The organism is Bacillus cereus group sp. MG16 (assembly GCF_040459875.1).
GTDB lineage: Bacteria > Bacillota > Bacilli > Bacillales > Bacillaceae_G > Bacillus_A > Bacillus_A paranthracis.
On sequence record NZ_JARVHE010000001.1, the window covers coordinates 1,768,831 to 1,790,192 of the forward strand.

Here is a 21,362-nt window from a genome sequence, read left to right on the forward strand (position 1 = left end):
GGAAAAACATTAGATGTCTGATTTATCCCTCTATTAAGTATATTAGAGTAGATACTTATAGAGGGATATTTTTCAAGAAGAGTATAATATTAAAAAGAGGGTGTACACATGAGAAAAATAAAATTGTTTTGCATACCTTATGCTGGAGGATCAGCGAATGTGTTTTTAGATTGGAAAGATCGCCTTTCTTCATATGAATTATTTCCAATAGAACTTGCAGGAAAAGGTAGACGTTTTTTAGAACCTTCGTATTCAAAATTAAATCAAGCAATCAACGATATTTTTTTATCGATAGATGACGAAATTACAGATACTCCATATGCTTTGTTTGGGCATAGCATGGGGGCACTTTATGCTTTTGAGCTTTTATATAAATTAAGGGATGAGAAACGTCCTATGCCAGTCTGTACTTTTTTTTCAGGGAAAAATCCTCCACATATAAAAGCTAAAAAAATTCGTCATGTTTTAAACGATGATGAATTTTTAAAAGAGTTAAGGAAGATGGGAGGCACACCACAGGAATTACTAGAAAGTAAAGAATTAATGAATTTGTTTATCCCTATTTTACGAGAGGATTTTAGAATTACAGAAACATATTTACTACCTAACAAGAGAGAGAAAATTGATTGTCCTTTTGTAATATTAAATGGGAAAAATGATGAACTTACGGATAGCAACATCATGAAAGAATGGGGAGAGTATACTGGAAAAGGTATACAAACTTTTGATTTTGAAGGAGAGCATTTTTTTATACAAACTCATGTTAAGGAAGTCTTGGAAGTTATCGACAATTTCCTGTTTGAATATATGAATTAAATATAAGAAATTATTGTAATACCTTGATCTGGAGCTTATGTTTAAAACGAATGGTGGTAAATTATGAATAGTTCTAACATACATGTGTTTTGGGTACAAATACCAGAAGGTATACGTATTGAAGATATCAATCAATGGGAAAACATATTAGATTATGATGAACAAATAACATTTGAAAAATATCGAGTTGAATTTAAAAAGATTGAGTTTTTAACTGGAAGATTATTGTTAAAAAAAGTAATTGGACAAGTTCTAAGTATACCTTTAATAAATGTTGTCTTTGATAAGACTGAATATGGAAAATTAATTTTGAAGGAGCAGCTAACAGATAAACCATTTTTTTTTTAACTTATCACATACAAATGGAATGGTTGTATGTGTATTGTCCTTTTGCCAAGAAGTAGGGATAGATGTGGAAGGGATAGAGCGGGATTGCTTAGAAATTATGTCAAAGGTTTTTCTTCCAGATGAGATTAGATATGTAGAATCACAGACGTCTATACAAAGGAAATTGAAGGCTTTTTATGTGGTATGGACACGGAAAGAAGCTGTAGTGAAAGCTTTAGGTACAGGGTTCTTTTTAGACCATATGACATTTGAAGTACCCATATATGGGAATAGAGATTCTAATTTTGCTCATGATTTTTATACATTTCAACCGCTAGATAACTATATCGTGACAGTGGTAGCACGGAAAAGAATGGGGATGGAACAAATATTTGATATAGAAAAAATAGATTTTGAGGATCTATATAAGTGAACAATCTGTTTTTCATAAAGAGTATAGATTGGACAATAAAAAATTTAGAAATTTTTAAAGGGAACAACTTTATATTTATGTTAAAGAAGCTGGAAAATTCCAGCTTTTTTATTTTTTAGGATAACTAGTGATAAAGCGAATTTTATATCTTAGTATATAACTCGAATTTTATATCTTAGTATATAACTCGATAGTAAACTCATCTTTTCTTTGCCAATTTTTTTCTCAAATACGTTACCTTTTTTAGAACAGATTTGAGAAGGCGATTTTTCTTTTCTATGTTTTCAGTCGCATAGTATGTTTTTTAATACAGTTTTCCGACTCCGTATATAGAACTAATAATTTATGTGTAATTTTTACACTTGCTAAAAAATTACACATGTTATTTTTTTAGTACATAAAGTTAGAATTTCTATACATCACTGGAGCCCTCTAGATAATTTCATTTTAGAGGGCTTCAGTGATGAAATATCATATAAGAACAAGAAGTGATAAGGAACTATAGTATAATCAAATCAATATTTTAATATATAAAATACTTAAAATGGACGGTAATATACTATGAAATTATATCAATAGTAATAAGGAGCTATAGCTTAACTCTTTGAAAAATATCCATATTATAACAAAAATGACGGTAAATATAAATAAATATTTGAATATTACGCTAGAAGTAAATTAAATATGATACTGGTTATTTATATAATGTATGTAAGACTTTATTTTTTCTTTTTTATCAGTGTTGACACAGAAAAAGAGGTTCAGACACAAAAACAGGCTGTGGAGAAGACTTTTTCCACAGCCTGAACAACAATAGGTTAAGTAACCTATTGCTATTTTTTATTATTTTTGCAAGGGAATAGCATCGAAATATGTTCTATAGCTACTAGAGAATTCAAAGTTATTTTTTGCATCCCAATTAATAGACCAAGACATTAGACCGCGGAATGCAGGATAACCACTCGCATTTGAAAGTTTATACTTTCCGCCGAAAGGAATGCCTTTAATGATATAATCTAAAGCTTTTTTCATTTCAGTTGGAGAAATATACCCACCACTTGGAGCGGCCGCTGGTGCTGCAGGAAGTCCAATCATTACTTGATCCGAACGAAGAGCTGGGAACATGTTATTTGCATTACCACCTACAGGAAAACCATGTAAGAGCATATCTGCCATAGCGACCTCGTAGTCTGCAGTACCTTGATTGTAGTTATTACCGTCCATTCCAACCCCGCTGCCAGCGTTGTAGTGTTGAACGTGAATGTATGTCAGTTTGTCTTTCACTCCGTAAATAATCGGTAAATATGCCCCCCAGATGCTTCCGTATGCGCTATAACCTCCTTGAACATAAGCTGTTTCAGGAGCCATACTTAATAGAAAGTCGGGACCATAATGATCTGAGATTGTTCGAATAGCCGAAATAAGATTTACGATTTGAGGAGTAGTTGGGTTTTTGAAATTAGTGTCATTTCCGTTTAAGTAAATACCTGATTCAAGGTCAATATCTATGCCATCAAAACCGTATTTATCGATTAGAGATTGTATGGAATTAATGAAAAGTTGCTTAGCAGCATTGTCAGGAAGTAAAACGACCCCGTTTTGTCCACCTATTGAAAGAACTACTTTCTTTCCTTTACTTTTTAAATAAGAAATATCTGATTTGAATTCTACATCTGTACCATACACAGGAGAAAATTCAACAGTAGAACGATCACCACCAGTTTCCCCGAAAGATACATTGATTACATCCCATTTTGGTGAAACGTCTCTTAATTTAATAATGCCAGTACCGTTATCAAAGTTATGCCAGTATCCAACGAGTAGTTTTGATCCTAAATTGTTTGCTGCTTGTGCTTGAAAGGGGGCTAGTGGTAGTAGTAAAAAAATTACTAACGTACAACAAATGAATTTGAACTTGTTTAACATATCAACACTCCTATACAAAAAGTTGTCTAGATGTATAATCTTGTTTATTTAATAATATCTGAAAATTCGTTCTTTTGTAAGGTGACTATAATTTTCTCAACAATTGTATATGGAAAATTAGTAAACCTAATGTAATAATTTTTGTAGGAGTTTGTATTACATTTGTTAAATTCAGAATATTTTGATATATTTTAAAGTGTAGGCCAAGGTTTTTCGCATAATACTCTTACATAAAGTGAAACTTTAATCAGTGGGGGGCATCCCCCGCTGATTATCAGCCCTCACCAATCGGGCATTTACGGGCAGTAGATTCCCGCCTAACTTCTTTGCTTCCGCTAAATTTTGAGGTGGGGGTTTTACTGCCCGTTAATGCGGGGTAAATTTTAAAATTATGTTTGGAAGGGGATGTATAAGAGTTGGATAAAAATCTTAAGAAAGATCTTAAAATACGTCACATTACGATGATTTCAATTGGCGGCGTAATAGGAGCTGGTTTGTTTGTTGGAAGTGGGGCGGTTGTACATTCAGCTGGACCAGGTTCTATCGTTTCATATGCATTAGCAGGACTTCTTGTTATTTTCGTTATGAGAATGCTTGGGGAAATGGCAGCTATTAACCCGACAAGTGGGTCATTTGCAACATATGCAAGAGAAGCAATTGGTCCATGGGCCGGTTATACAATTGGGTGGCTATATTGGTTTTTCTGGGTAATTGTTATTGCAATAGAAGCCACAGCAGGTGCTGGTATTATTCAATACTGGATTCCAGAAATCCCGCTTTGGTTATTAAGCCTAATATTAACGATTTTATTAACATTGACGAATGTTTTTTCAGTGAAATCATTTGGAGAGTTTGAATATTGGTTTTCTTTTATTAAAGTAATAAGTATTGTTTTATTCCTTTGTCTTGGGCTAGCTGTTATTTTAGGATTTGTACCAGGCACGGAAGCACCTGGCACTTCCAATTTAGTAGGACAAGGAGGATTTATGCCAAACGGTATAAGTTCGGTGCTACTTGGAATTACTGTCGTTATATTTTCATTTATGGGATCTGAGATTGTTGCAGTAGCTGCTGGAGAATCTGCTGAACCTGTAAAAGCAGTAAAAACAGCAACAAATAGTGTAATTTGGCGTATTCTCGTATTTTTCATTGGATCGATTGCTGTAGTTGTTACACTTCTTCCATGGAATTCAGCGAACATACTAAAAAGTCCGTTTGTAGCGGTACTGGAACATATAGGGATACCAGCGGCAGCACAAATTATGAATTTTATCGTTTTAACAGCTGTACTTTCTTGTTTAAATTCTGGTTTATATACGAACTCAAGAATGCTTTTTTCGATGGCAGAAAGAGGAGATGCTCCAAAGGCATTTTTGAAATTGAACAGTAGTGGTGTTCCAGTTCGGGCAGTTTTATTCGGAACTTTCTTTGCTTACATTGGCGTTGTTTTTAGTTATATATCTCCAGATAAAGTATTTTTATTTTTAGTGAATGCGTCTGGCGGGATTGCTTTACTCGTTTATCTCGTTATAGCAGTTTCACATTTAAAAATACGTAAAAAAATGGGGAAAACCGAACAACAAAATTTGAAAGTGAAAATGTGGTTTTTCCCGTATGTAACGTATGTTACAATTGCGGCTATTATAGCAGTTTTAGTTGCGATGCTTGCAATTGAGTCTTTACGTTCACAAGCACTTTTGACGATGCTTGTTACTGTTCTTATAATACTTTCTTATTTTATTTTTAATAGAAATAAAAATAGTACAGTATCGAATACTACAAGTAAGAATGAGGAATCTGTTCGATTCTAATTTCTTGGTTTCGAAGAGAGTTACAACCAATCATTGCTATAAGAGAACCATATATAATCATAAAAATGAGTAATTACTATTGTCATAGTGAATATAAACTTTTTTCTTGACTTTTTATACGAAGGCGAGCAGAATGGTAAAAAAGGAAGGGGGGATGACGATGGAAGATTACGTATTAGAGCTGTATAACCTGTTATATACGACAGAATGGCAAGATATTGTTTCGTTTCTAGGAATCGTATTTTGTATGAAAATTGTAATTGTATATATGGAAGAGCAAGGTATGTTCTATTCCTTCTCATCCCCGTTCGATATGCAACGCGAGCCGTTGCTGAACTATGCCAAGGTAAATTACGAACAATTTCCTTTTGTATTTTTCTTTATGATTCGATTTATTACAGCAATTGTAAAGAAAAAGGAAAGTGACGATGAAGAGTGCCACTCAACTTGTAATATAGCGAATGTTTTTTAAGCTAAATACAAGGAGGAGATTTATATGTGGTTTCGATTTCTTATGATTGGTTTCTTTTCATTAACAGCAATTTCTTTAATGGGATATCAAGTGTCTGAAATTTTTCAAGCATACAGCGATACATTTTTTAACAAAAACTAATCGCATTGCTATTTGAATAATAAAGCGATAAAATCCTTCTTAAGAAGTTTTATTAAGAAGGGTTTTTTTCTTTGTTTTGTCTTGCTGTGTCAAACTATTGTCACATTTACACTGTGAATAGTATGTTAAAATAGTGAGGTTACGTATACATATTTGAAGGAAGAGGGAGTGACCATTTTGGTGGATCAATCAACAAATCAGAAAAGCTATGCTCCTATTGTGATAACGCTTTCTGTAATTGTAAATGCGATTATTTTATTTTTGTTCTTTGGACCTGTTGGCTATGAAGGAGAAGTACATTTTGATGTAACGATTTTACCAATGTTAAACGCAATTTTTAATAGCTTTACGTTCGTATTCTTATTAGCAGCTCTATACTCTATTATTAAGAAGAATGTGAAAATGCACCGTGGTTTTATTCTAGCAGCATTTACGACGACATTGCTATTTTGTGTTTCTTATTTATCGTATCATTACTTAGCGCCGGCAACACATTTTGGTGGAGAAGGATTCATTAAATATGTGTATTTCATCATTTTAATTACACATATTATTCTAGCAGCAATTATTGTACCACTTGCATTGTTTGCACTTGTATTTGGTTTTACAAATCAATTAACACGTCATCGTAAAATTGTACGTTGGACGATGCCGATCTGGTTATATGTAAGTTTATCTGGTGTTATTGTTTACTTAATGATCTCACCTTATTATCAATAAAAAAATCTCAGCCTATAGGCTGAGATTTTTTCGTTAGGCAAATATTTTTGTAAAATGAAAAAAATATGGTATACAAAAGTATAGTTGCTTTTCATATAGAAGGGATGGTAAAGGGATATGCAAAATTTTGTATTTCGTAATCCAACGAAACTTATTTTCGGTAAAGGTCAATTAGAGCAATTGAAAACTGAAATTCCACAGTTCGGTAAAAAAGTTCTTCTCATATACGGGGGAGGCAGCATTAAAAGAAATGGTATTTATGATAATGTAATTTCTATTTTAAAGGATATAAATGCGGAAGTATTTGAATTGACAGGTGTTGAACCGAATCCACGTGTATCAACTGTAAAGAAAGGAATTCAAATTTGTAAAGAGAATGGTGTTGAATTCATTTTAGCAGTTGGCGGAGGAAGTGTAATTGACTGTACGAAGGCAATTGCAGCTGGTAGCAAATATGATGGAGATGTATGGGATATTGTAACGAAAAAAGCATTTGCTAATGAGGCATTACCATTTGGTACCGTACTTACGCTTGCGGCAACAGGATCTGAAATGAATGCTGGTTCTGTCATTACAAATTGGGAAACGAATGAAAAATATGGCTGGGGTAGCCCAGTTACTTTCCCTCAGTTTTCAATTTTAGATCCGCTCCATACTGCGTCTGTGCCAAGGGATCAAACAATTTACGGTATGGTAGATATTATGTCACATGTATTAGAGCAATATTTCCATCATGGAACAAATACAGAATTACAAGATCGTTATTGTGAATCTGTTTTAAAAACAGTAATTGAGACAGCTCCTAAGCTTTTAAGTGATTTAGAAAATTATGAGCATAGAGAAACGATCTTATATTGCGGTACTATGGCGTTAAACGGGATTTTAGCGATGGGAGTAAAAGGAGACTGGGCAACTCATAATATTGAACATGCAGTTTCTGCGGTTCATGACATACCACACGGGGGTGGCCTTGCGATTCTATTCCCGAACTGGATGAAGCATGTTGTAGATGAAAATGTAAGTCGTTTTAAACAGTTCGCTATTCGTGTATTCGATGTAGAAACAGATGGAAAGACTGATCGAGAAATTGCGTTAGAAGGAATTGAGGCTTTACGTCAATTTTGGACTTCAATTGAGGCACCAGTAAAGTTATCTGATTACGCTATTGGAGAAAATGAAATTGATTTAATGGCGGAGAAAGCGATGGCTAATGGCGAATTTGGTAACTTTAAAAAATTAAATAAAGACGATGTTTTAAGCATATATAAAGCTTCCCTATAAGTGAAGCGAGTAAAGAAACCCATTTGATATCACAATCAAATGGGTTTCTTTTTGTTGTTTATAACTGTTTGTGATTGTTTTTGGTTATTTATGAATGTTTATGGTTGATTTTTGTGATCGTTTTCATTATACTGTAATCAAAGAAGAGGTGAATAAAATGTTAACTCCTGAACGTCATCAAATGATATTGCAACTTGTAAAAGAGCAGAAGGTTGTTAAATTACAGCAATTAGTGGAAAGAACAGCGAGCTCTGAATCAACAATTCGTCGTGATTTAGCACAATTGGAAAAACAACGGTTATTAAAAAGAGTTCACGGTGGTGCGGCTGTTTTAACAGGAAAAGGACAGGAGCCGACGATGGTTGAAAAATCATCCAAAAACATTCAGATAAAACAACAAATTGCGAAGTATGCGGCTAGCGTTGTGGAACAAGGTGATTGCATTTATTTAGATGCAGGAAGTACAACATTTGAAATGATTCCATTTTTAATAAATAAGGATGTTACTGTCGTTACGAATGGACTTATGCATATTGAAGCTTTAGTTGAAAATAATATTCGTGCTTATTTACTAGGCGGAATGATGAAGAGTAGGACGAAAGCTTTAATCGGTGCCATGGCACAGGAAAGTATGCAGAAGTATCGTTTTGATAAATGTTTTTTAGGGGCGAATGGTGCACATGAACAGCTTGGTTTTACAACACCAGATCCGGAAGAGGCGCTTTTAAAGCAAATGGCATTAACATTAGCAAATGAAGGATATTTCTTAATTGATGAAAGTAAGTTTTCGGAAGTTGCGTTTGCGAAAATTGCCAACGTTGAAGAGGCGAATATTATTACAAACCATTTAGAAATTGATTTAGAAAAATATAAAAGACAAACCAATGTAATTGAGGCTGATAAACAATGATCTATACAGTAACTTTAAACCCATCTATTGATTATATAGTACAAGTTAATTCCTTAGAGTTAGGCGCAGTAAATCGAGCAGAAAAAGATATGAAGTTTCCTGGAGGGAAAGGGATTAATGTTTCTCGTGTTCTTCATCGTTTAGGTGTTGAAAATGTAGCGCTAGGATTTACTGGTGGATTTACCGGTCGATTTATTAAAGATGTATTACAGACGGAAGGTGTAATAACAAACTTTATCCAAGTAAATGAAGATACTCGAATTAATGTGAAAATAAAAGGGAAAGAAGAAACAGAATTAAATGGACAAGGACCTAGTGTGACTAAGGAACAATTTGAACAATTAATGAAACAAATTGAAAGTATGCAAAAGGGAGATTGTGTTGTACTAGCTGGAAGTGTACCAGCGTCTATTCCAACTACTTTTTATGAATCAATCGCAGCGTTCGGAGCTGAAAAAGGCATTCGTGTAGTAGTAGATGCAAGTGGTAGTGCCTTGCAGCATGTAGTTAAAAATAAACCATTTTTAATAAAACCAAATCATCATGAACTTGGTGAGTTATTTGGAGTAGAAATTTCAACAGCAGAAGATATTTTACCGTATGGAAGAAAATTAATTGAACAAGGTGTAGAGCATGTTATCGTATCAATGGCCGGAGATGGGGCTTTATTATTTACGGCAGAAGGTATATATGAAGCAACTATTCCAAAAGGTGTTGTAATTAATTCGGTTGGGGCTGGAGATTCTCTCGTTGCGGGATTTGTAGGAAGATATGAACAGACAAAAGATATTGAAAAGGCATTTCAATATGGCGTTGCAACAGGGAGTGCAACAGCATTTTCAGCCGATTTATGTGAAAAGGAAAAAGTAGAAGAATTATTGTCGCAAGTAATTGTAACTAAGCGATAGGGGGAAGCAACATATGAAAATTACAGAACTATTAAAAAGGGATACAGTTATTATGAATTTGACAGCTTCAAATAAAGAAGCTGTCATAGATGAGTTAGTTGAGAAATTAAACGGGGCAAATCGTTTAAATAGCAAAGCTGAATTTAAAGAAGCTATTTTAAAGCGGGAGTCACAAAGTACAACCGGCATTGGTGAAGGGATTGCTATACCTCATGCGAAAACAAAAGCTGTTAAGCAACCAGCGATTTGTTTTGGTAGAAGTGTAAGCGGTATCAACTATGAATCGCTTGACGGACAACCTGCGCATTTATTTTTTATGATTGCTGCAAGTGAAGGGGCGAATAATACGCATTTAGAAACGTTATCACGCCTATCTACACTATTAATGGATGAAGGGTTTCGTAAGCAATTGTTAGAAGCAAAGGATGAAGAAGAACTTCTTCGTTTATTTGATGAAAAAGAAAATGAAAAAGAAGAAGAAGAGGTTGAAGTTGCAAAACCAGAAGGGAATGAACCGTATGTATTAGCTGTTACAGCTTGCCCGACTGGAATCGCTCACACATATATGGCTGCAGATAGCTTGAAAGCAAAAGCAGCAGAGCTAGGAATTGCAATTAAAGTTGAAACGAATGGATCAACAGGTATAAAAAACGGTTTAACGAAAGAGGATATTGAACGCGCAACAGCTATAATTGTTGCGGCAGATAAACAAGTAGAAATGAATCGTTTTGCTGGTAAACATGTTATTCAAGTGCCAGTCGCTGACGGGATTAGAAAAACTGAAAAACTTCTTAATCGTGCTGTAAAACAGGATGCACCAATCTTTAAAGGTGTAAAAGAGGATGGAAAGGCAGAAAATACGGAGAAAGAAAATGGATTAGGAATTTATAAGCATTTAATGAACGGCGTAAGTAATATGCTTCCATTCGTTGTTGGTGGCGGGATTTTAATTGCGCTAGCGTTTTCGTTTGGTGGTATAAAAGCAGAAGGTCCTTTAGCTGAATTGTTCATGTCTATTGGAGGAGGGGGAACAGGGGCATTTTTATTCCTTGTACCAATTTTAGCAGGATTTATTGCTAGTTCTATTGCTGATCGTCCTGGTTTTATGCCTGGTGTTGTCGGAGGATTTTTAGCGGCACATGCGAATGCTGGATTTTTAGGTGGATTAATTGCTGGTTTCTTAGCCGGATATGTTGTTTTAGGATTGAAAAAATTATTTTCAGGGTTACCAGTACAGTTAGAAGGAATTAAGCCTGTTTTGTTATATCCAGTCTTTGGATTATTGATTACAGGAGTTGTTATGCAAAAAGTAGTAATTCCGCCTGTAGTAGCATTGAATGAAATGTTAACAGGATGGTTAAATGGTTTGAACGGTACAAATGCTATATTACTAGGTCTTATTTTAGGTGCGATGATGGCAATTGATATGGGTGGTCCAATTAATAAAGCAGCATTTACGTTTGGTATTGCTGCGATAGAAGCGAAGAACTTTGGGGTGCATTCAGCGGTTATGGCTGGTGGTATGGTGCCACCGCTTGCAATTGCGTTAGCAACTACCTTCTTTAAATCGAAGTTTACAGAAGCGGAACGTAAGTCTGGTTTAACAAATTATATTATGGGGGCATCGTTTATTACAGAAGGTGCGATTCCATTTGCAGCAGCAGATCCGGTTCGGGTAATTGTCAGTTGTGTTGTCGGTTCAAGTATTGCAGGTGCATTATCAATGTTATTCCAAATTACATTGCCAGCACCGCATGGTGGATTGTTTGTTATCGCTTTAGTAAATAAACCAGTGTTATATATTTTCTCGATATTGATAGGGGCAGTTGTTTCTGCTCTTATGATGGGAATTTGGAAAAAGAAAGTTAAATAATACGTGTAAAGGGAGTAGCTTTTATTAGCTGCTCCTTTTTATTACAAAAAAGGAGGTTGATAATTGGAGAATGATGAATTTTGGTAAAAGATGTAATGAAATATGATTTTTTTGTAACAAAAAAGTAATACTGTAATTTTTTCTGGAAAAAAATTCTTGTGCTTGTATGTGGAAAATATATGAAAACTATTGGGAATTCTATAGGAAATGTAATTCATTAATATGGAAATTTATGTTACAGCTCATTAATCGTATATTACGAATGGTTTGTAATTGTGTGTTTTCTAAAAATCTTAAAAATCCGTTGCTATAATAAAAATACGAAAACAAAGCAAATGGAGGCTATTCATGAAAAAATTATTAGGTATAGCAACGGCGGCAGTTTTTGGTCTTGGGATTTTTGCAGGTTCTGCGAAAGCGGAAACGATTGTAACAACAGACGTATTAAATGTTAGAGAAAACCCAACTGTAGAGTCTAAGCTTGTAGGTAAAATGTTAAGTGGAAATAAATTAGATGTTGTAAATACAGAAAACGGATGGACAAAAATTAAATTAAATGGTCAAGAAGCGTTTGTAAGTGCTGAATTTACAAAAAGTACATATTATGTAACGGCGGGTGTGTTAAATGTTCGCGCTGGAGCGAATACTGACTCAGAAATTCTTGGAAAACTGAATAAAAATGATGTAATTGAAACGACAAATCAAGTTCAAAATGAATGGTTGCAATTTGACTATAATGGAAAAACAGGATATGTTCATGTGCCATTTTTAACAGGAACGGCACCAGTGATTGAAAAGAAAGAAGTTGCAACGAAAGAAGAAGCGCCGGAAAGAGTAAATACGCCGGTTAAAAGTAATAAAGTAGCTAAGAGTAAAGAATCTGTTAAGAATGTAGAATCAAGTAAACCTGTGGCAAAACAGCAGTCAACTACGAAACAAGTTGCGAAATCTAATGAAACAAGTGCACCGACTAGTGGACGTGAAATAACGGTAGAAGCGACAGCATATACAGCAGATCCGAGTGAGAATGGTTCGTATGGTGGTCGTGTATTAACTGCAATGGGGCATGACTTAACAGCGAATCCAAATATGAAAGTAATTGCTGTTGATCCTAAAGTAATTCCACTTGGATCAAAAGTATGGGTAGAAGGATATGGAGAAGCGATTGCTGGAGATACTGGTGGTGCGATTAAAGGAAATCGTATTGATGTTTTAGTTGGCTCAGATGGTAGTGCGAATAGCTGGGGGCGCAAATCTGTAAAAGTGAAAGTTATAGAGTAGTATATATGTATTAATATAAAAGGCGGTTGCTTGAAAGTATGTAAGCAATCGCCTTTTATGGATTATTGAAAAGGATAAATAGTTTTACCTGTAATAATTTTATATGCGCTGCAAAATTGGTTTTGTATATACTGTGTATCTTTATTTTCTAGATGTAATGTTGTTTCTTGGAGAGCAGAATGAAAAGAACGTAGTAAACAATTTAAGGCGAAGTATAATTCTTCTTGTGAACAATTGTGTTCTTTTGTAGCAGTAGCTAAAATGAGGTCTTTTGTCAAAGATGAAAAATTGATAGTGGATTGTTTCATAGTTAACTCATCCTCTCGAAGGTATTTTTAATCATGTATATGCGGAATTGGACAAACTATGTTCTTTTTTATTTATAATTTCATGTACCGTAATGAAAGAACTTGCAATCATGCCGTTAAAATTGGTAAGATTGGATATAATCAATAGATGGAGTACATTACATAAAGAGAGTTGAATGATATGGGAGAAGTGCAACGTGAAAAAGTTGCTGTCATCATTGGACCAACTGCTGTTGGGAAGACAAAGTTAAGTATTGATCTTGCCAAAGCGTTAAATGGTGAAATTATAAGTGGAGATTCCATGCAGATTTATCGTACGATGGATATTGGAACCGCAAAGGTGACGAAAGAAGAGATGGACGGAATTCCACATTATATGGTTGATATAAAAAATCCGGAAGAATCATTTTCGGTTGCCGAATTTCAAGAACGTGTTCGTAAGCATATTCGCGAGATTACAGAGCGTGGTAAATTGCCGATTATCGTTGGTGGAACTGGTCTGTATATACAATCTGTTTTATTCGATTATCAGTTTACGGATGATGCTGGTGATGCTATATACCGAGAACAAATGGAAAAGTTAGCATTAGAACGTGGTGTGGAATATGTACATAAGAAATTACAGGAAGTAGACCCAGAAAGCGCTGAGCGTATTCATGCAAATAATGTACGCCGTGTCATTAGGGCGTTAGAAATTTTCCACACGACGGGTGAAAAAATGAGTGATCAACTTGAAAAACAAGAAAACGAGTTATTATACGATGTTTCCTTAATTGGCTTGACAATGGATCGTGAAATGCTATACGATCGCATTAACTTACGAGTTGATATAATGATGGACCAAGGTTTATTAGAAGAAGTAGAAGGGTTGTATAATCGAGGGATACGAGATTGTCAATCTATTCAAGCGATTGGGTATAAAGAGATATATGATTATTTTGAGGATCGTGTCTCTTTAGAAGAAGCGGTATCACAATTAAAGACGAATTCACGTCGTTATGCAAAACGTCAATTAACGTGGTTCCGTAATAAGATGGATGTCACATGGTTTGATGTTACAGACGGTGAAAAAACGTCAGAAATTTTACGATACATAGAAGGAAAGCTACAACTAAAGTCGAATAATAGTAAGTAGAGAAAAAGAGGAGGATTCGACATGAAGCAATCAATCAATATTCAAGATCAGTTTTTAAATCAACTCCGTAAAGAGAATACGTTTGTTACGCTGTACTTATTAAATGGTTTCCAGCTTCGTGGATTAATTAAAGGATTTGATAATTTTACAGTCCTACTGGAAACAGAAGGTAAGCAACAGCTTATTTATAAACATGCAATTTCTACATTTGTACCACAAAAAAATGTTTCAATTGAATTAGAATAGTAATGAATTATTGTACATAACAAAAAAAGAGCGAAATTGAACTGCACCCCAATTGTTAGACACAGTCTAACAATTGGAGGTGCAGTTTTTCTATGGCTAAATTTACAGCTGATGAAAAAATACAAATCGTTCTACGCTATTTAAACGGAAATGAAAGTTATCGAGAAATGGGTAAATCGATTGGTATAAGTGACACAATTATTTTGAATTGGGTAAACCAATATAAACAGAATGGTATGGAAGCTTTTCTAAAACGATGTACAAATTACACACAACAATTTAAACTAGACGTACTAAACTTTATGATTGAAAACGGTATGTCCTTATTTGAGACGGCAGCTATCTTTAACATTCCTGCCCCTTCAACGATTTCTGTTTGGAAAAAACAGCTCGAAACACAAGGAATTGATGCCCTTCAATCTAAGAAAAAGGGGCGTCCATCCATGAAAAAAGATTCAAATAAACAAGTAAAACAAGCTTTAGCTGAAGGGTCAGTCGAAGCACTTGAAGCACGTATTCAACAGCTTGAAATGGAAAATGAGTACTTAAAAAAGTTGAATGCCTTAGTTCAAAACAAGGAAAAATCACGAAACAAGACAAGGCACAAGTAGTCTATGAATTAAGGCATAAATATTCGGTGAAGGCACTCGTGGAGCTAGCTGGTATTCCACGGAGTACGTATTATGATTTAGTAAAGAAAATGAATCGTCCGGATCAAGATGCCGATTTGAAAGCTGAAATGAAAGCTGAAATGAAAGCAATTTATGAGGAAAATGAAGGTCGTTATGGCTACCGTCGCATTCGTGATGAGTTAACGAATCGTGGTCAAAAAGTGAATCACAAGAAGATTCAGCGCATTATGAAAGAGTTTGGATTAAAGTGTGTTGTGCGTATGAAGAAATATAAATCCTATAAAGGGAAAGTCGGTAAAATTGCACCTAATATTTTAGAGCGTAATTTTTATACAGATGTCCCGAATCAAAAATGGGTAACGGACATCACAGAGTTTAAATTGTTTGGAGAGAAACTGTATGTATCACCTGTATTAGACTTATATAATGGTGAAATTATTACCTATACAATCGGTTCTAGACCGACGTATTCACTTGTTTCAGAGATGTTAGAGAAAGCATTAGAACGTTTACCTGAAAACCACCAGCTACTGATGCATTCGGATCAAGGATGGCATTATCAAATGAGACAATACGTCCGTACACTTGAATCAAGGGGGATCGTACAGAGTATGTCTCGAAAAGGAAACTGTTACGACAACGCAGTAATAGAGAATTTCTTTGGGATTATGAAGTCGGAGTTCCTCTACATAAAAGAGTTTGAAAGTGTAGATCATTTTAAAATAGAATTAGAAAAATATATAGATTATTATAATACGAAACGGATTAAGGCAAAATTAAAAATGAGCCCGGTACAATACCGGACTCATTTGGATCAAGCTGCCTAATGAAATAACCGTGTCTAACTTTTAGGGGTCACTTCAAATTTCTCGCTCTTTTTTTATTTGCTATAAACAATAAATAGTGAAATTTAAGCGATTCTAAATACAGTTAGACGAATGTTAGTGTTTCCTGTTGCAGGGATCGTAATCTCGTTAAGAGTAGATTGGACAGAAATGTTTGCTCCTGCAGCTAATGTTTCGATTGTAGTAAATGAAAGTGAGTCGCCTATTAAATTTGAAGAGAAGTTGTCAGTTGCGACTGCTCCATTTATTGAAATTCCTACTCCGAGTGGCGCACATCCTGGTGCAGTTGTAGAGATGGATACGCTAATTACATAAATACCACCGTTGATAACTGTAACTGTGTCTGTGCCATTAAAGATAATATTATTTACGTTAATTGCAGTACTGAAGATAAAGTTATTAAATTGTAGTACTGTTTGTTGAATGTTGTTTGTTACAACAATTGTTGCTATAGGGAAGCTAGGTCCAGAAGGCCCAGTAGGTCCAGTAACTCCTATACCAGTAGCGCCCGTTGGCCCTTGAACACCTTGAGGTCCAGTAGCGCCGGTAGCGCCCGCCGGTCCTTGAGCACCTTGAGGTCCAGTAGCACCTGTGTTACCTTGAACGCCTTGAGGTCCAGTGGCACCAGTAGCACCCGCCGGCCCTTGAATACCTTGAGGTCCGGTAGCACCTGTATTACCTTGAGGTCCCTGAGGTCCAGTAGGTCCAGGAGGCCCACCAGAAGGCCCAGTAGGTCCGGTAACTCCTATACCAGTAGCACCCGTTGGCCCTTGAACACCTTGAGGTCCAGTGGCACCAGTAGCACCCGCCGGTCCTTGAACACCTTGAGGTCCAGTAGCGCCCGCCGGCCCTTGAGCACCCTGAGGTCCAGTGGCACCAGTAGCACCTGTGTTACCTTGAACGCCTTGAGGTCCAGTGGCACCAGTAGCACCTGTGTTACCTTGAACGCCTTGAGGTCCAGTAGCGCCGGTAGCACCCGCCGGTCCTTGAACGCCTTGAGGTCCAGTGGCACCAGTAGCACCTGCTGGTCCTTGAACGCCTTGAGGTCCAGTAGCGCCGGTAGCACCTGCTGGTCCTTGAACGCCTTGAGGTCCAGTAGCGCCGGTAGCACCTGCTGGTCCTTGAATACCTTGAGGTCCAGTGGCACCGGTAGCGCCCGCCGGCCCTTGAGCACCTTGAGGTCCAGTAGCACCTGTGTTACCTTGAACGCCTTGAGGTCCAGTAGCACCTGCTGGTCCTTGAATACCTTGAGGTCCAGTGGCGCCAGTAGCACCTGCTGGTCCTTGAATACCTTGAGGTCCAGTAGCGCCGGTAGCACCTGTGTTACCTTGAACGCCTTGAGGTCCAGTAGCACCTGCTGGTCCTTGAATACCTTGAGGTCCAGTGGCGCCAGTAGCACCTGCTGGTCCTTGAATACCTTGAGGTCCAGTGGCGCCAGTAGCACCTGCTGGTCCTTGAATACCTTGAGGTCCAGTGGCGCCAGTAGCACCTGCTGGTCCTTGAACGCCTTGAGGTCCAGTAGCACCAGTAGCACCCGCCGGCCCTTGAACGCCTTGAGGTCCAGTAGCACCTGCTGGTCCTTGAATACCTTGAGGTCCAGTGGCGCCAGTAGCACCTGCTGGTCCTTGAACGCCTTGAGGTCCAGTAGCGCCGGTAGCACCTGTTGGTCCTTGAATACCTTGAGGTCCAGTGGCGCCAGTAGCACCTGCTGGTCCTTGAATACCTTGAGGTCCAGTGGCGCCAGTAGCACCTGCTGGTCCTTGAATACCTTGAGGTCCAGTAGCGCCGGTAGCACCCGCCGGTCCTTGAATACCTTGAGGTCCAGTAGCGCCAGTAGCACCTGCTGGTCCTTGAATACCTTGAGGTCCAGTAGCGCCAGTAGCACCTGCTGGCCCTTGAATACCTTGAGGTCCAGTAGCGCCAGTAGCACCTGCTGGCCCTTGAATACCTTGAGGTCCAGTAGCACCTGTATTACCTTGAGGTCCAGTAGGTCCAGGAAGCCCGCCGGAAGGTCCGGTAGGTCCGGTAACTCCTATACCGGTAGCACCCGTGTTACCTTGAGGTCCAGTGGCACCAGTAGCACCCGTGTTACCTTGAATGCCCTGAGGTCCAGTAGCACCAGTAGCGCCCGTGTTACCTCGAGGTCCGGTAGCGCCGGTAGCACCTGTGTTACCTTGAATGCCCTGAGGTCCAGTAGCACCAGTAGTGCCCGTGTTACCTTGAGGTCCAGTGGCACCAGTAGCACCCGTGTTACCTCGAGGTCCGGTAGCGCCAGTAGCGCCCGTGTTACCCTGAGGTCCAGTAGCACCAGTAGCGCCCGTGTTACCTCGAGGTCCGGTAGCGCCAGTAGCGCCCGTGTTACCTTGAGGTCCTTGAGATCCGGTAGCACCCGTGTTACCTTGAGGTCCGGTAGCACCAGTAGCGCCCGTGTTACCTCGAGGTCCGGTAGCGCCAGTAGCGCCCGTGTTACCTTGAGGTCCAGTGGCACCAGTAGCGCCCGTGTTACCTTGAGGTCCAGTAGCGCCAGTAGCGCCCGTGTTACCTCGAGGTCCAGTGGTACCAGTAGCGCCCGTGTTACCTCGAGGTCCAGTGGCACCAGTAGCGCCCGTGTTACCTCGAGGTCCAGTAGCACCTGCTGGCCCAGTTGGCCCAGTAGGTCCAGTAGGTCCTTGAATGAATGAAGCAGAATTAACTAGAGCGGTTTGTAATGCTGCGATTAATTTAAGAAGCTCTTGAAGTGTGCAAGGGTCAATTCGGAATAGTTTTGTAATGGATAGTAAATAATTAATTAGATTTTGAAGCTCGATAAATACAGCGCTTGCTACGAAAGTTGGATTTTTTAATATAGTTATTAAGTTTTTAATAATAGCTAACCCTTGTGCTTTCAGGGAGGAAGTAGCATCTAGTGAACAAATAAATTTACTTAGTAGGTTCAATGTATCGATTAGATCTTCAATGTTTTGGGGAGATGGATTTGCGAAAAGTTTTGGGATTATTTTTGTTAAATCGATAATGATTGCGCGAAATGTTCTAAGTTGTGCCTTAGTAACTGGGATTGATGGAGTGTTGGGGATTCGCCCAGCGCTACTTGGAAAGCATGGTTTGGAGAATTTGTTTTGACTGTCGTCATAACGAGACATTAAATCTCTCCTTTCTAATGAGAATGTGAATGAAACTCATCATAGTAGATGCAAAAATTAGTTAAATGGTCATAGTAAAATCGTTTGTTTGAAGAAAAAATAGAAAAAACGCCTTATGATAAGGCGTTTTTTCTATTTTCTGCGTATTGATAATATCGTTTCAGTGAAATTTTTGATTTGAACCCAGCTAGCTTTATAATTTCTGACTCTGGAGTCTCTTTTTTGATTAAATTTAAAATATAGGTGTTACGAAAGTGTTGCCCAGAGATTCCTTTGCGTAAATTAGCTCTAGACACTTCGAGGCGAATCATTTTTTGGATAGCGATTTCTGTTAATCCCTTCGGTGCATCATTTTCGTATACCCATCTGTATGTTCCGCGATTAAAATCGAATGCGACAAATAATGGGTCATTACTATGGTATTTTGGACGAACGGGTTCAGGGATGCTTTTGTAATAAGTATATAGTTGTTTTTTGTCTTCGCTAGTTAAAGTAATTGTTCTTTCTACTCCTGCGGTTGCAGGTATAGATAACGTGTTAGTTTCAAAGTGGACGTGATGCATAGTTAATGCTGTAAGTTCCTGTAAGGATAATCCATAGTCAATTAATAAATTTAAAATAGCGATATTACGATCCGTCAATAAGGGGCGTACAGGACGTTGTTTTTCTGAAAGTCCTTCTAATGAAGTGACTATATGTTTTAATCTTTTTTCTTCATCAGATGAAATGAAATCTTCATTGCGGAGTGTGCGGTCTGGTTGAATAGAAATTTCCATGTTCTTTAATGGGTTGGGAATATTTAGAAAGTGATGCATTCGATTTAATACAATGAATACACGGTGCATCGTTTTCTCTGAGTAATGTCGATTCTTTTTTAAGTCGGAAAAGTAATCTTCGTAGTCTTTTGTACAAAGTGTAGCCCATATATTACTGGAAGGGAGCTTTTTGTTTTTTTCTAACCAATGTCCGAAATCTTCAATGTCATAAACATAACGTTTAATGGTTGAAGGTTTTCGGCCTTTATTCAATAAAAAAATAGAAAAGGCTTGTATTGTATCATGGAATTCCGTTGTCTTCATAGTCCCACCACCTTCATTATTTCTTTTATTATAGCAAACTTTTCTGAAAATAGTCATTTGCAAAGGAGACAAGAATAATAATATTTGGTGAGTGGATAAAATGAGGTGATTGTATGGAACAATCGATGCGAAAGAAAAATAATAATCAAATTAACATTGTGTTAAATCATCGAAAGAAAATTTCTTTACCGGCTGCAGAAAATAAAACAGTAATTTCAAATGAAACTACTACGAAACATGAGATGCTGCAAAGAATTGAAGAAGAGATGGGAAAACTCGTTGGGATGGATGATATAAAAAAGATAATAAAAGAAATATATGCTTGGATTTATGTGAATAAAAAAAGACAAGAAATAGGATTGAAGTCTGAGAAACAAGTACTTCATATGTTATTTAAAGGGAATCCAGGTACAGGGAAGACAACTGTTGCTAGAATGATAGGGAAATTATTATTTGAGATGAATATTCTATCAAAAGGGCACTTAGTTGAAGCTGAACGTGCGGATCTTGTAGGAGAGTACATCGGTCATACAGCTCAAAAAACAAGAGATTTAATAAAAAAAGCAATGGGAGGAATTTTGTTTATTGATGAGGCGTATTCATTAGCACGAGGGGGAGAAAAAGATTTTGGAAAAGAAGCAATTGATACGCTCGTAAAACATATGGAAGATAAACAACACGGTTTTGTATTGATTTTAGCTGGATATTCAAGAGAGATGAATCACTTTCTTTCATTGAATCCAGGACTGCAATCTCGTTTTCCATTTATAATTGAGTTTGCGGACTACTCAGTAAATCAGTTGTTAGAAATAGGGAAGAGGATGTATGAAGAACGTGAATATCAGTTATCGAAAGAGGCTGAATGGAAATTTAGAGATCATTTACATGCTGTAAAGTACTCATCGCAAATTACATCCTTTAGTAATGGACGATATGTCCGGAATATTGTTGAAAAATCGATTCGTACACAAGCTATGCGGTTGTTACAAGAGGATGCATATGATAAATATGATTTGATTGGAATATCAAGCAGTGATTTGATTCTTGAAGAGGAGACGCACAGTACGTAAGCTGTGCG

19 protein-coding genes are annotated in these 21,362 nt (G+C 37.2%); 15 read left to right on the top strand and 4 right to left on the bottom strand.

Going from position 1 to position 21,362, the window contains the following annotated elements:
* Nucleotides 1-108 precede the first annotated feature (108 nt).
* From QCI73_RS09150 to QCI73_RS09160, 3 genes are all read left to right on the top strand, one after another.
* Nucleotides 109-816: a thioesterase II family protein gene (locus QCI73_RS09150; RefSeq protein ID WP_332280055.1), complete on the top strand. Its 708-nt coding sequence runs from the start codon at nucleotides 109-111 to the stop codon at nucleotides 814-816.
* A 63-nt stretch (nucleotides 817-879) separates the two neighbouring features.
* Complete coding sequence (locus QCI73_RS09155; RefSeq protein ID WP_353822793.1) at nucleotides 880-1,164, top strand: 4'-phosphopantetheinyl transferase family protein; 285 nt, start codon at nucleotides 880-882, stop codon at nucleotides 1,162-1,164.
* A 64-nt stretch (nucleotides 1,165-1,228) separates the two neighbouring features.
* Nucleotides 1,229-1,576, top strand: a complete 348-nt coding sequence (locus QCI73_RS09160; RefSeq protein ID WP_353822794.1) for a 4'-phosphopantetheinyl transferase family protein — start codon at nucleotides 1,229-1,231, stop codon at nucleotides 1,574-1,576.
* An 843-nt stretch (nucleotides 1,577-2,419) separates the two neighbouring features.
* Here the strand turns inward: QCI73_RS09160 and QCI73_RS09165 are convergent.
* On the bottom strand, nucleotides 2,420-3,502 hold the full coding sequence (locus QCI73_RS09165) for a chitinase (RefSeq protein ID WP_353822795.1): 1,083 nt from the start codon (nucleotides 3,500-3,502) through the stop codon (nucleotides 2,420-2,422).
* Nucleotides 3,503-3,918: 416 nt separating this feature from the next.
* On the opposite strand from QCI73_RS09165, the gene gabP reads away from it, so the two are divergent.
* From gabP to entD, 8 genes are all read left to right on the top strand, one after another.
* On the top strand, nucleotides 3,919-5,313 hold the full coding sequence (gabP, locus tag QCI73_RS09170; RefSeq protein ID WP_353822796.1) for a GABA permease: 1,395 nt from the start codon (nucleotides 3,919-3,921) through the stop codon (nucleotides 5,311-5,313).
* Between the two features lie 133 nt (nucleotides 5,314-5,446).
* Nucleotides 5,447-5,785 carry a hypothetical protein gene (locus QCI73_RS09175; RefSeq protein ID WP_016718270.1) on the top strand — a complete coding sequence of 113 codons (339 nt, stop codon included), beginning with the start codon at nucleotides 5,447-5,449 and terminating at the stop codon, nucleotides 5,783-5,785.
* 318 nt (nucleotides 5,786-6,103) lie between these two features.
* Nucleotides 6,104-6,646: a DUF420 domain-containing protein gene (locus QCI73_RS09180; protein ID WP_000228316.1), complete on the top strand. Its 543-nt coding sequence runs from the start codon at nucleotides 6,104-6,106 to the stop codon at nucleotides 6,644-6,646.
* 117 nt (nucleotides 6,647-6,763) lie between these two features.
* Entirely contained in the window at nucleotides 6,764-7,927 is a 1,164-nt protein-coding gene (locus QCI73_RS09185) for an iron-containing alcohol dehydrogenase (RefSeq protein ID WP_353822797.1), read from the top strand.
* A 157-nt stretch (nucleotides 7,928-8,084) separates the two neighbouring features.
* Nucleotides 8,085-8,837 carry a DeoR/GlpR family DNA-binding transcription regulator gene (locus QCI73_RS09190; protein WP_000957267.1) on the top strand — a complete coding sequence of 251 codons (753 nt, stop codon included), beginning with the start codon at nucleotides 8,085-8,087 and terminating at the stop codon, nucleotides 8,835-8,837.
* Nucleotides 8,834-9,745, top strand: coding sequence for a 1-phosphofructokinase (gene pfkB / locus QCI73_RS09195; RefSeq protein WP_070806717.1), 912 nt, complete (start codon nucleotides 8,834-8,836; stop codon nucleotides 9,743-9,745). The genes QCI73_RS09190 and pfkB overlap by 4 nt, the downstream gene beginning before the upstream one ends.
* 13 nt (nucleotides 9,746-9,758) lie before the next feature.
* Entirely contained in the window at nucleotides 9,759-11,618 is a 1,860-nt protein-coding gene (locus QCI73_RS09200) for a PTS fructose transporter subunit IIABC (protein ID WP_000704628.1), read from the top strand.
* Nucleotides 11,619-11,966: 348 nt separating this feature from the next.
* Nucleotides 11,967-12,899, top strand: coding sequence for a cell wall-binding protein EntD (gene entD / locus QCI73_RS09205; RefSeq protein ID WP_000734631.1), 933 nt, complete (start codon nucleotides 11,967-11,969; stop codon nucleotides 12,897-12,899).
* Between the two features lie 62 nt (nucleotides 12,900-12,961).
* On the opposite strand, the gene QCI73_RS09210 is transcribed toward entD, so the two are convergent.
* Nucleotides 12,962-13,207 (bottom strand): hypothetical protein, encoded by a 246-nt coding sequence (locus QCI73_RS09210; protein ID WP_327922637.1) that lies wholly within the window; start codon nucleotides 13,205-13,207, stop codon nucleotides 12,962-12,964.
* Nucleotides 13,208-13,388: 181 nt separating this feature from the next.
* Between QCI73_RS09210 and miaA the strand changes: the two genes are divergently transcribed.
* The 3 genes from miaA to QCI73_RS09225 all read left to right on the top strand — a co-directional run bounded on the left by miaA (nucleotide 13,389) and on the right by QCI73_RS09225 (nucleotide 16,047).
* The gene (gene miaA, locus QCI73_RS09215) at nucleotides 13,389-14,342 is read left to right on the top strand and encodes a tRNA (adenosine(37)-N6)-dimethylallyltransferase MiaA (protein ID WP_000504941.1); all 954 of its coding nucleotides are present in this window, start codon (nucleotides 13,389-13,391) and stop codon (nucleotides 14,340-14,342) included.
* A gap of 21 nt (nucleotides 14,343-14,363) precedes the next feature.
* On the top strand, nucleotides 14,364-14,588 hold the full coding sequence (gene hfq / locus QCI73_RS09220) for an RNA chaperone Hfq (protein ID WP_000813896.1): 225 nt from the start codon (nucleotides 14,364-14,366) through the stop codon (nucleotides 14,586-14,588).
* A 92-nt stretch (nucleotides 14,589-14,680) separates the two neighbouring features.
* Nucleotides 14,681-16,047 (top strand): IS3 family transposase gene (locus QCI73_RS09225; RefSeq protein WP_353822798.1). Its coding sequence is split into 2 segments (ribosomal slippage): nucleotides 14,681-15,134 and nucleotides 15,134-16,047, totalling 1,368 coding nucleotides; the frame shifts between segments, so codons are not numbered across the junction.
* An 83-nt stretch (nucleotides 16,048-16,130) separates the two neighbouring features.
* Here the strand turns inward: QCI73_RS09225 and QCI73_RS09230 are convergent.
* Both QCI73_RS09230 and QCI73_RS09235 read right to left on the bottom strand, forming a co-directional pair.
* Entirely contained in the window at nucleotides 16,131-19,205 is a 3,075-nt protein-coding gene (locus QCI73_RS09230; RefSeq protein ID WP_353822799.1) for a Gly-Xaa-Xaa repeat protein, read from the bottom strand.
* Nucleotides 19,206-19,318: 113 nt separating this feature from the next.
* Nucleotides 19,319-20,284 carry a tyrosine-type recombinase/integrase gene (locus QCI73_RS09235; protein ID WP_353822800.1) on the bottom strand — a complete coding sequence of 322 codons (966 nt, stop codon included), beginning with the start codon at nucleotides 20,282-20,284 and terminating at the stop codon, nucleotides 19,319-19,321.
* Between the two features lie 113 nt (nucleotides 20,285-20,397).
* Between QCI73_RS09235 and spoVK the strand changes: the two genes are divergently transcribed.
* Complete coding sequence (gene spoVK, locus QCI73_RS09240; protein WP_353822801.1) at nucleotides 20,398-21,354, top strand: stage V sporulation protein K; 957 nt, start codon at nucleotides 20,398-20,400, stop codon at nucleotides 21,352-21,354.
* Nucleotides 21,355-21,362: the final 8 nt, after the last annotated feature.

Excerpts from the sequence above, each read along its gene's own strand:
- QCI73_RS09150 (WP_332280055.1), top strand. The coding sequence starts at position 109 with ATGAGAAAAATAAAATTGTTTTGCATACCTTATGCTGGAGGATCAGCG.
- QCI73_RS09155 (WP_353822793.1), top strand. The coding sequence starts at position 880 with ATGAATAGTTCTAACATACATGTGTTTTGGGTACAAATACCAGAAGGT.
- QCI73_RS09165 (WP_353822795.1), bottom strand. The coding sequence starts at position 3,502 with ATGTTAAACAAGTTCAAATTCATTTGTTGTACGTTAGTAATTTTTTTA.
- QCI73_RS09175 (WP_016718270.1), top strand. The coding sequence starts at position 5,447 with ATGGTAAAAAAGGAAGGGGGGATGACGATGGAAGATTACGTATTAGAG.
- QCI73_RS09185 (WP_353822797.1), top strand. The coding sequence starts at position 6,764 with ATGCAAAATTTTGTATTTCGTAATCCAACGAAACTTATTTTCGGTAAA.
- QCI73_RS09190 (WP_000957267.1), top strand. The coding sequence starts at position 8,085 with ATGTTAACTCCTGAACGTCATCAAATGATATTGCAACTTGTAAAAGAG.
- pfkB (WP_070806717.1), top strand. The coding sequence starts at position 8,834 with ATGATCTATACAGTAACTTTAAACCCATCTATTGATTATATAGTACAA.
- QCI73_RS09200 (WP_000704628.1), top strand. The coding sequence starts at position 9,759 with ATGAAAATTACAGAACTATTAAAAAGGGATACAGTTATTATGAATTTG.
- entD (WP_000734631.1), top strand. The coding sequence starts at position 11,967 with ATGAAAAAATTATTAGGTATAGCAACGGCGGCAGTTTTTGGTCTTGGG.
- QCI73_RS09210 (WP_327922637.1), bottom strand. The coding sequence starts at position 13,207 with ATGAAACAATCCACTATCAATTTTTCATCTTTGACAAAAGACCTCATT.
- miaA (WP_000504941.1), top strand. The coding sequence starts at position 13,389 with ATGGGAGAAGTGCAACGTGAAAAAGTTGCTGTCATCATTGGACCAACT.
- hfq (WP_000813896.1), top strand. The coding sequence starts at position 14,364 with ATGAAGCAATCAATCAATATTCAAGATCAGTTTTTAAATCAACTCCGT.
- QCI73_RS09230 (WP_353822799.1), bottom strand. The coding sequence starts at position 19,205 with ATGTCTCGTTATGACGACAGTCAAAACAAATTCTCCAAACCATGCTTT.
- QCI73_RS09235 (WP_353822800.1), bottom strand. The coding sequence starts at position 20,284 with ATGAAGACAACGGAATTCCATGATACAATACAAGCCTTTTCTATTTTT.
- spoVK (WP_353822801.1), top strand. The coding sequence starts at position 20,398 with ATGGAACAATCGATGCGAAAGAAAAATAATAATCAAATTAACATTGTG.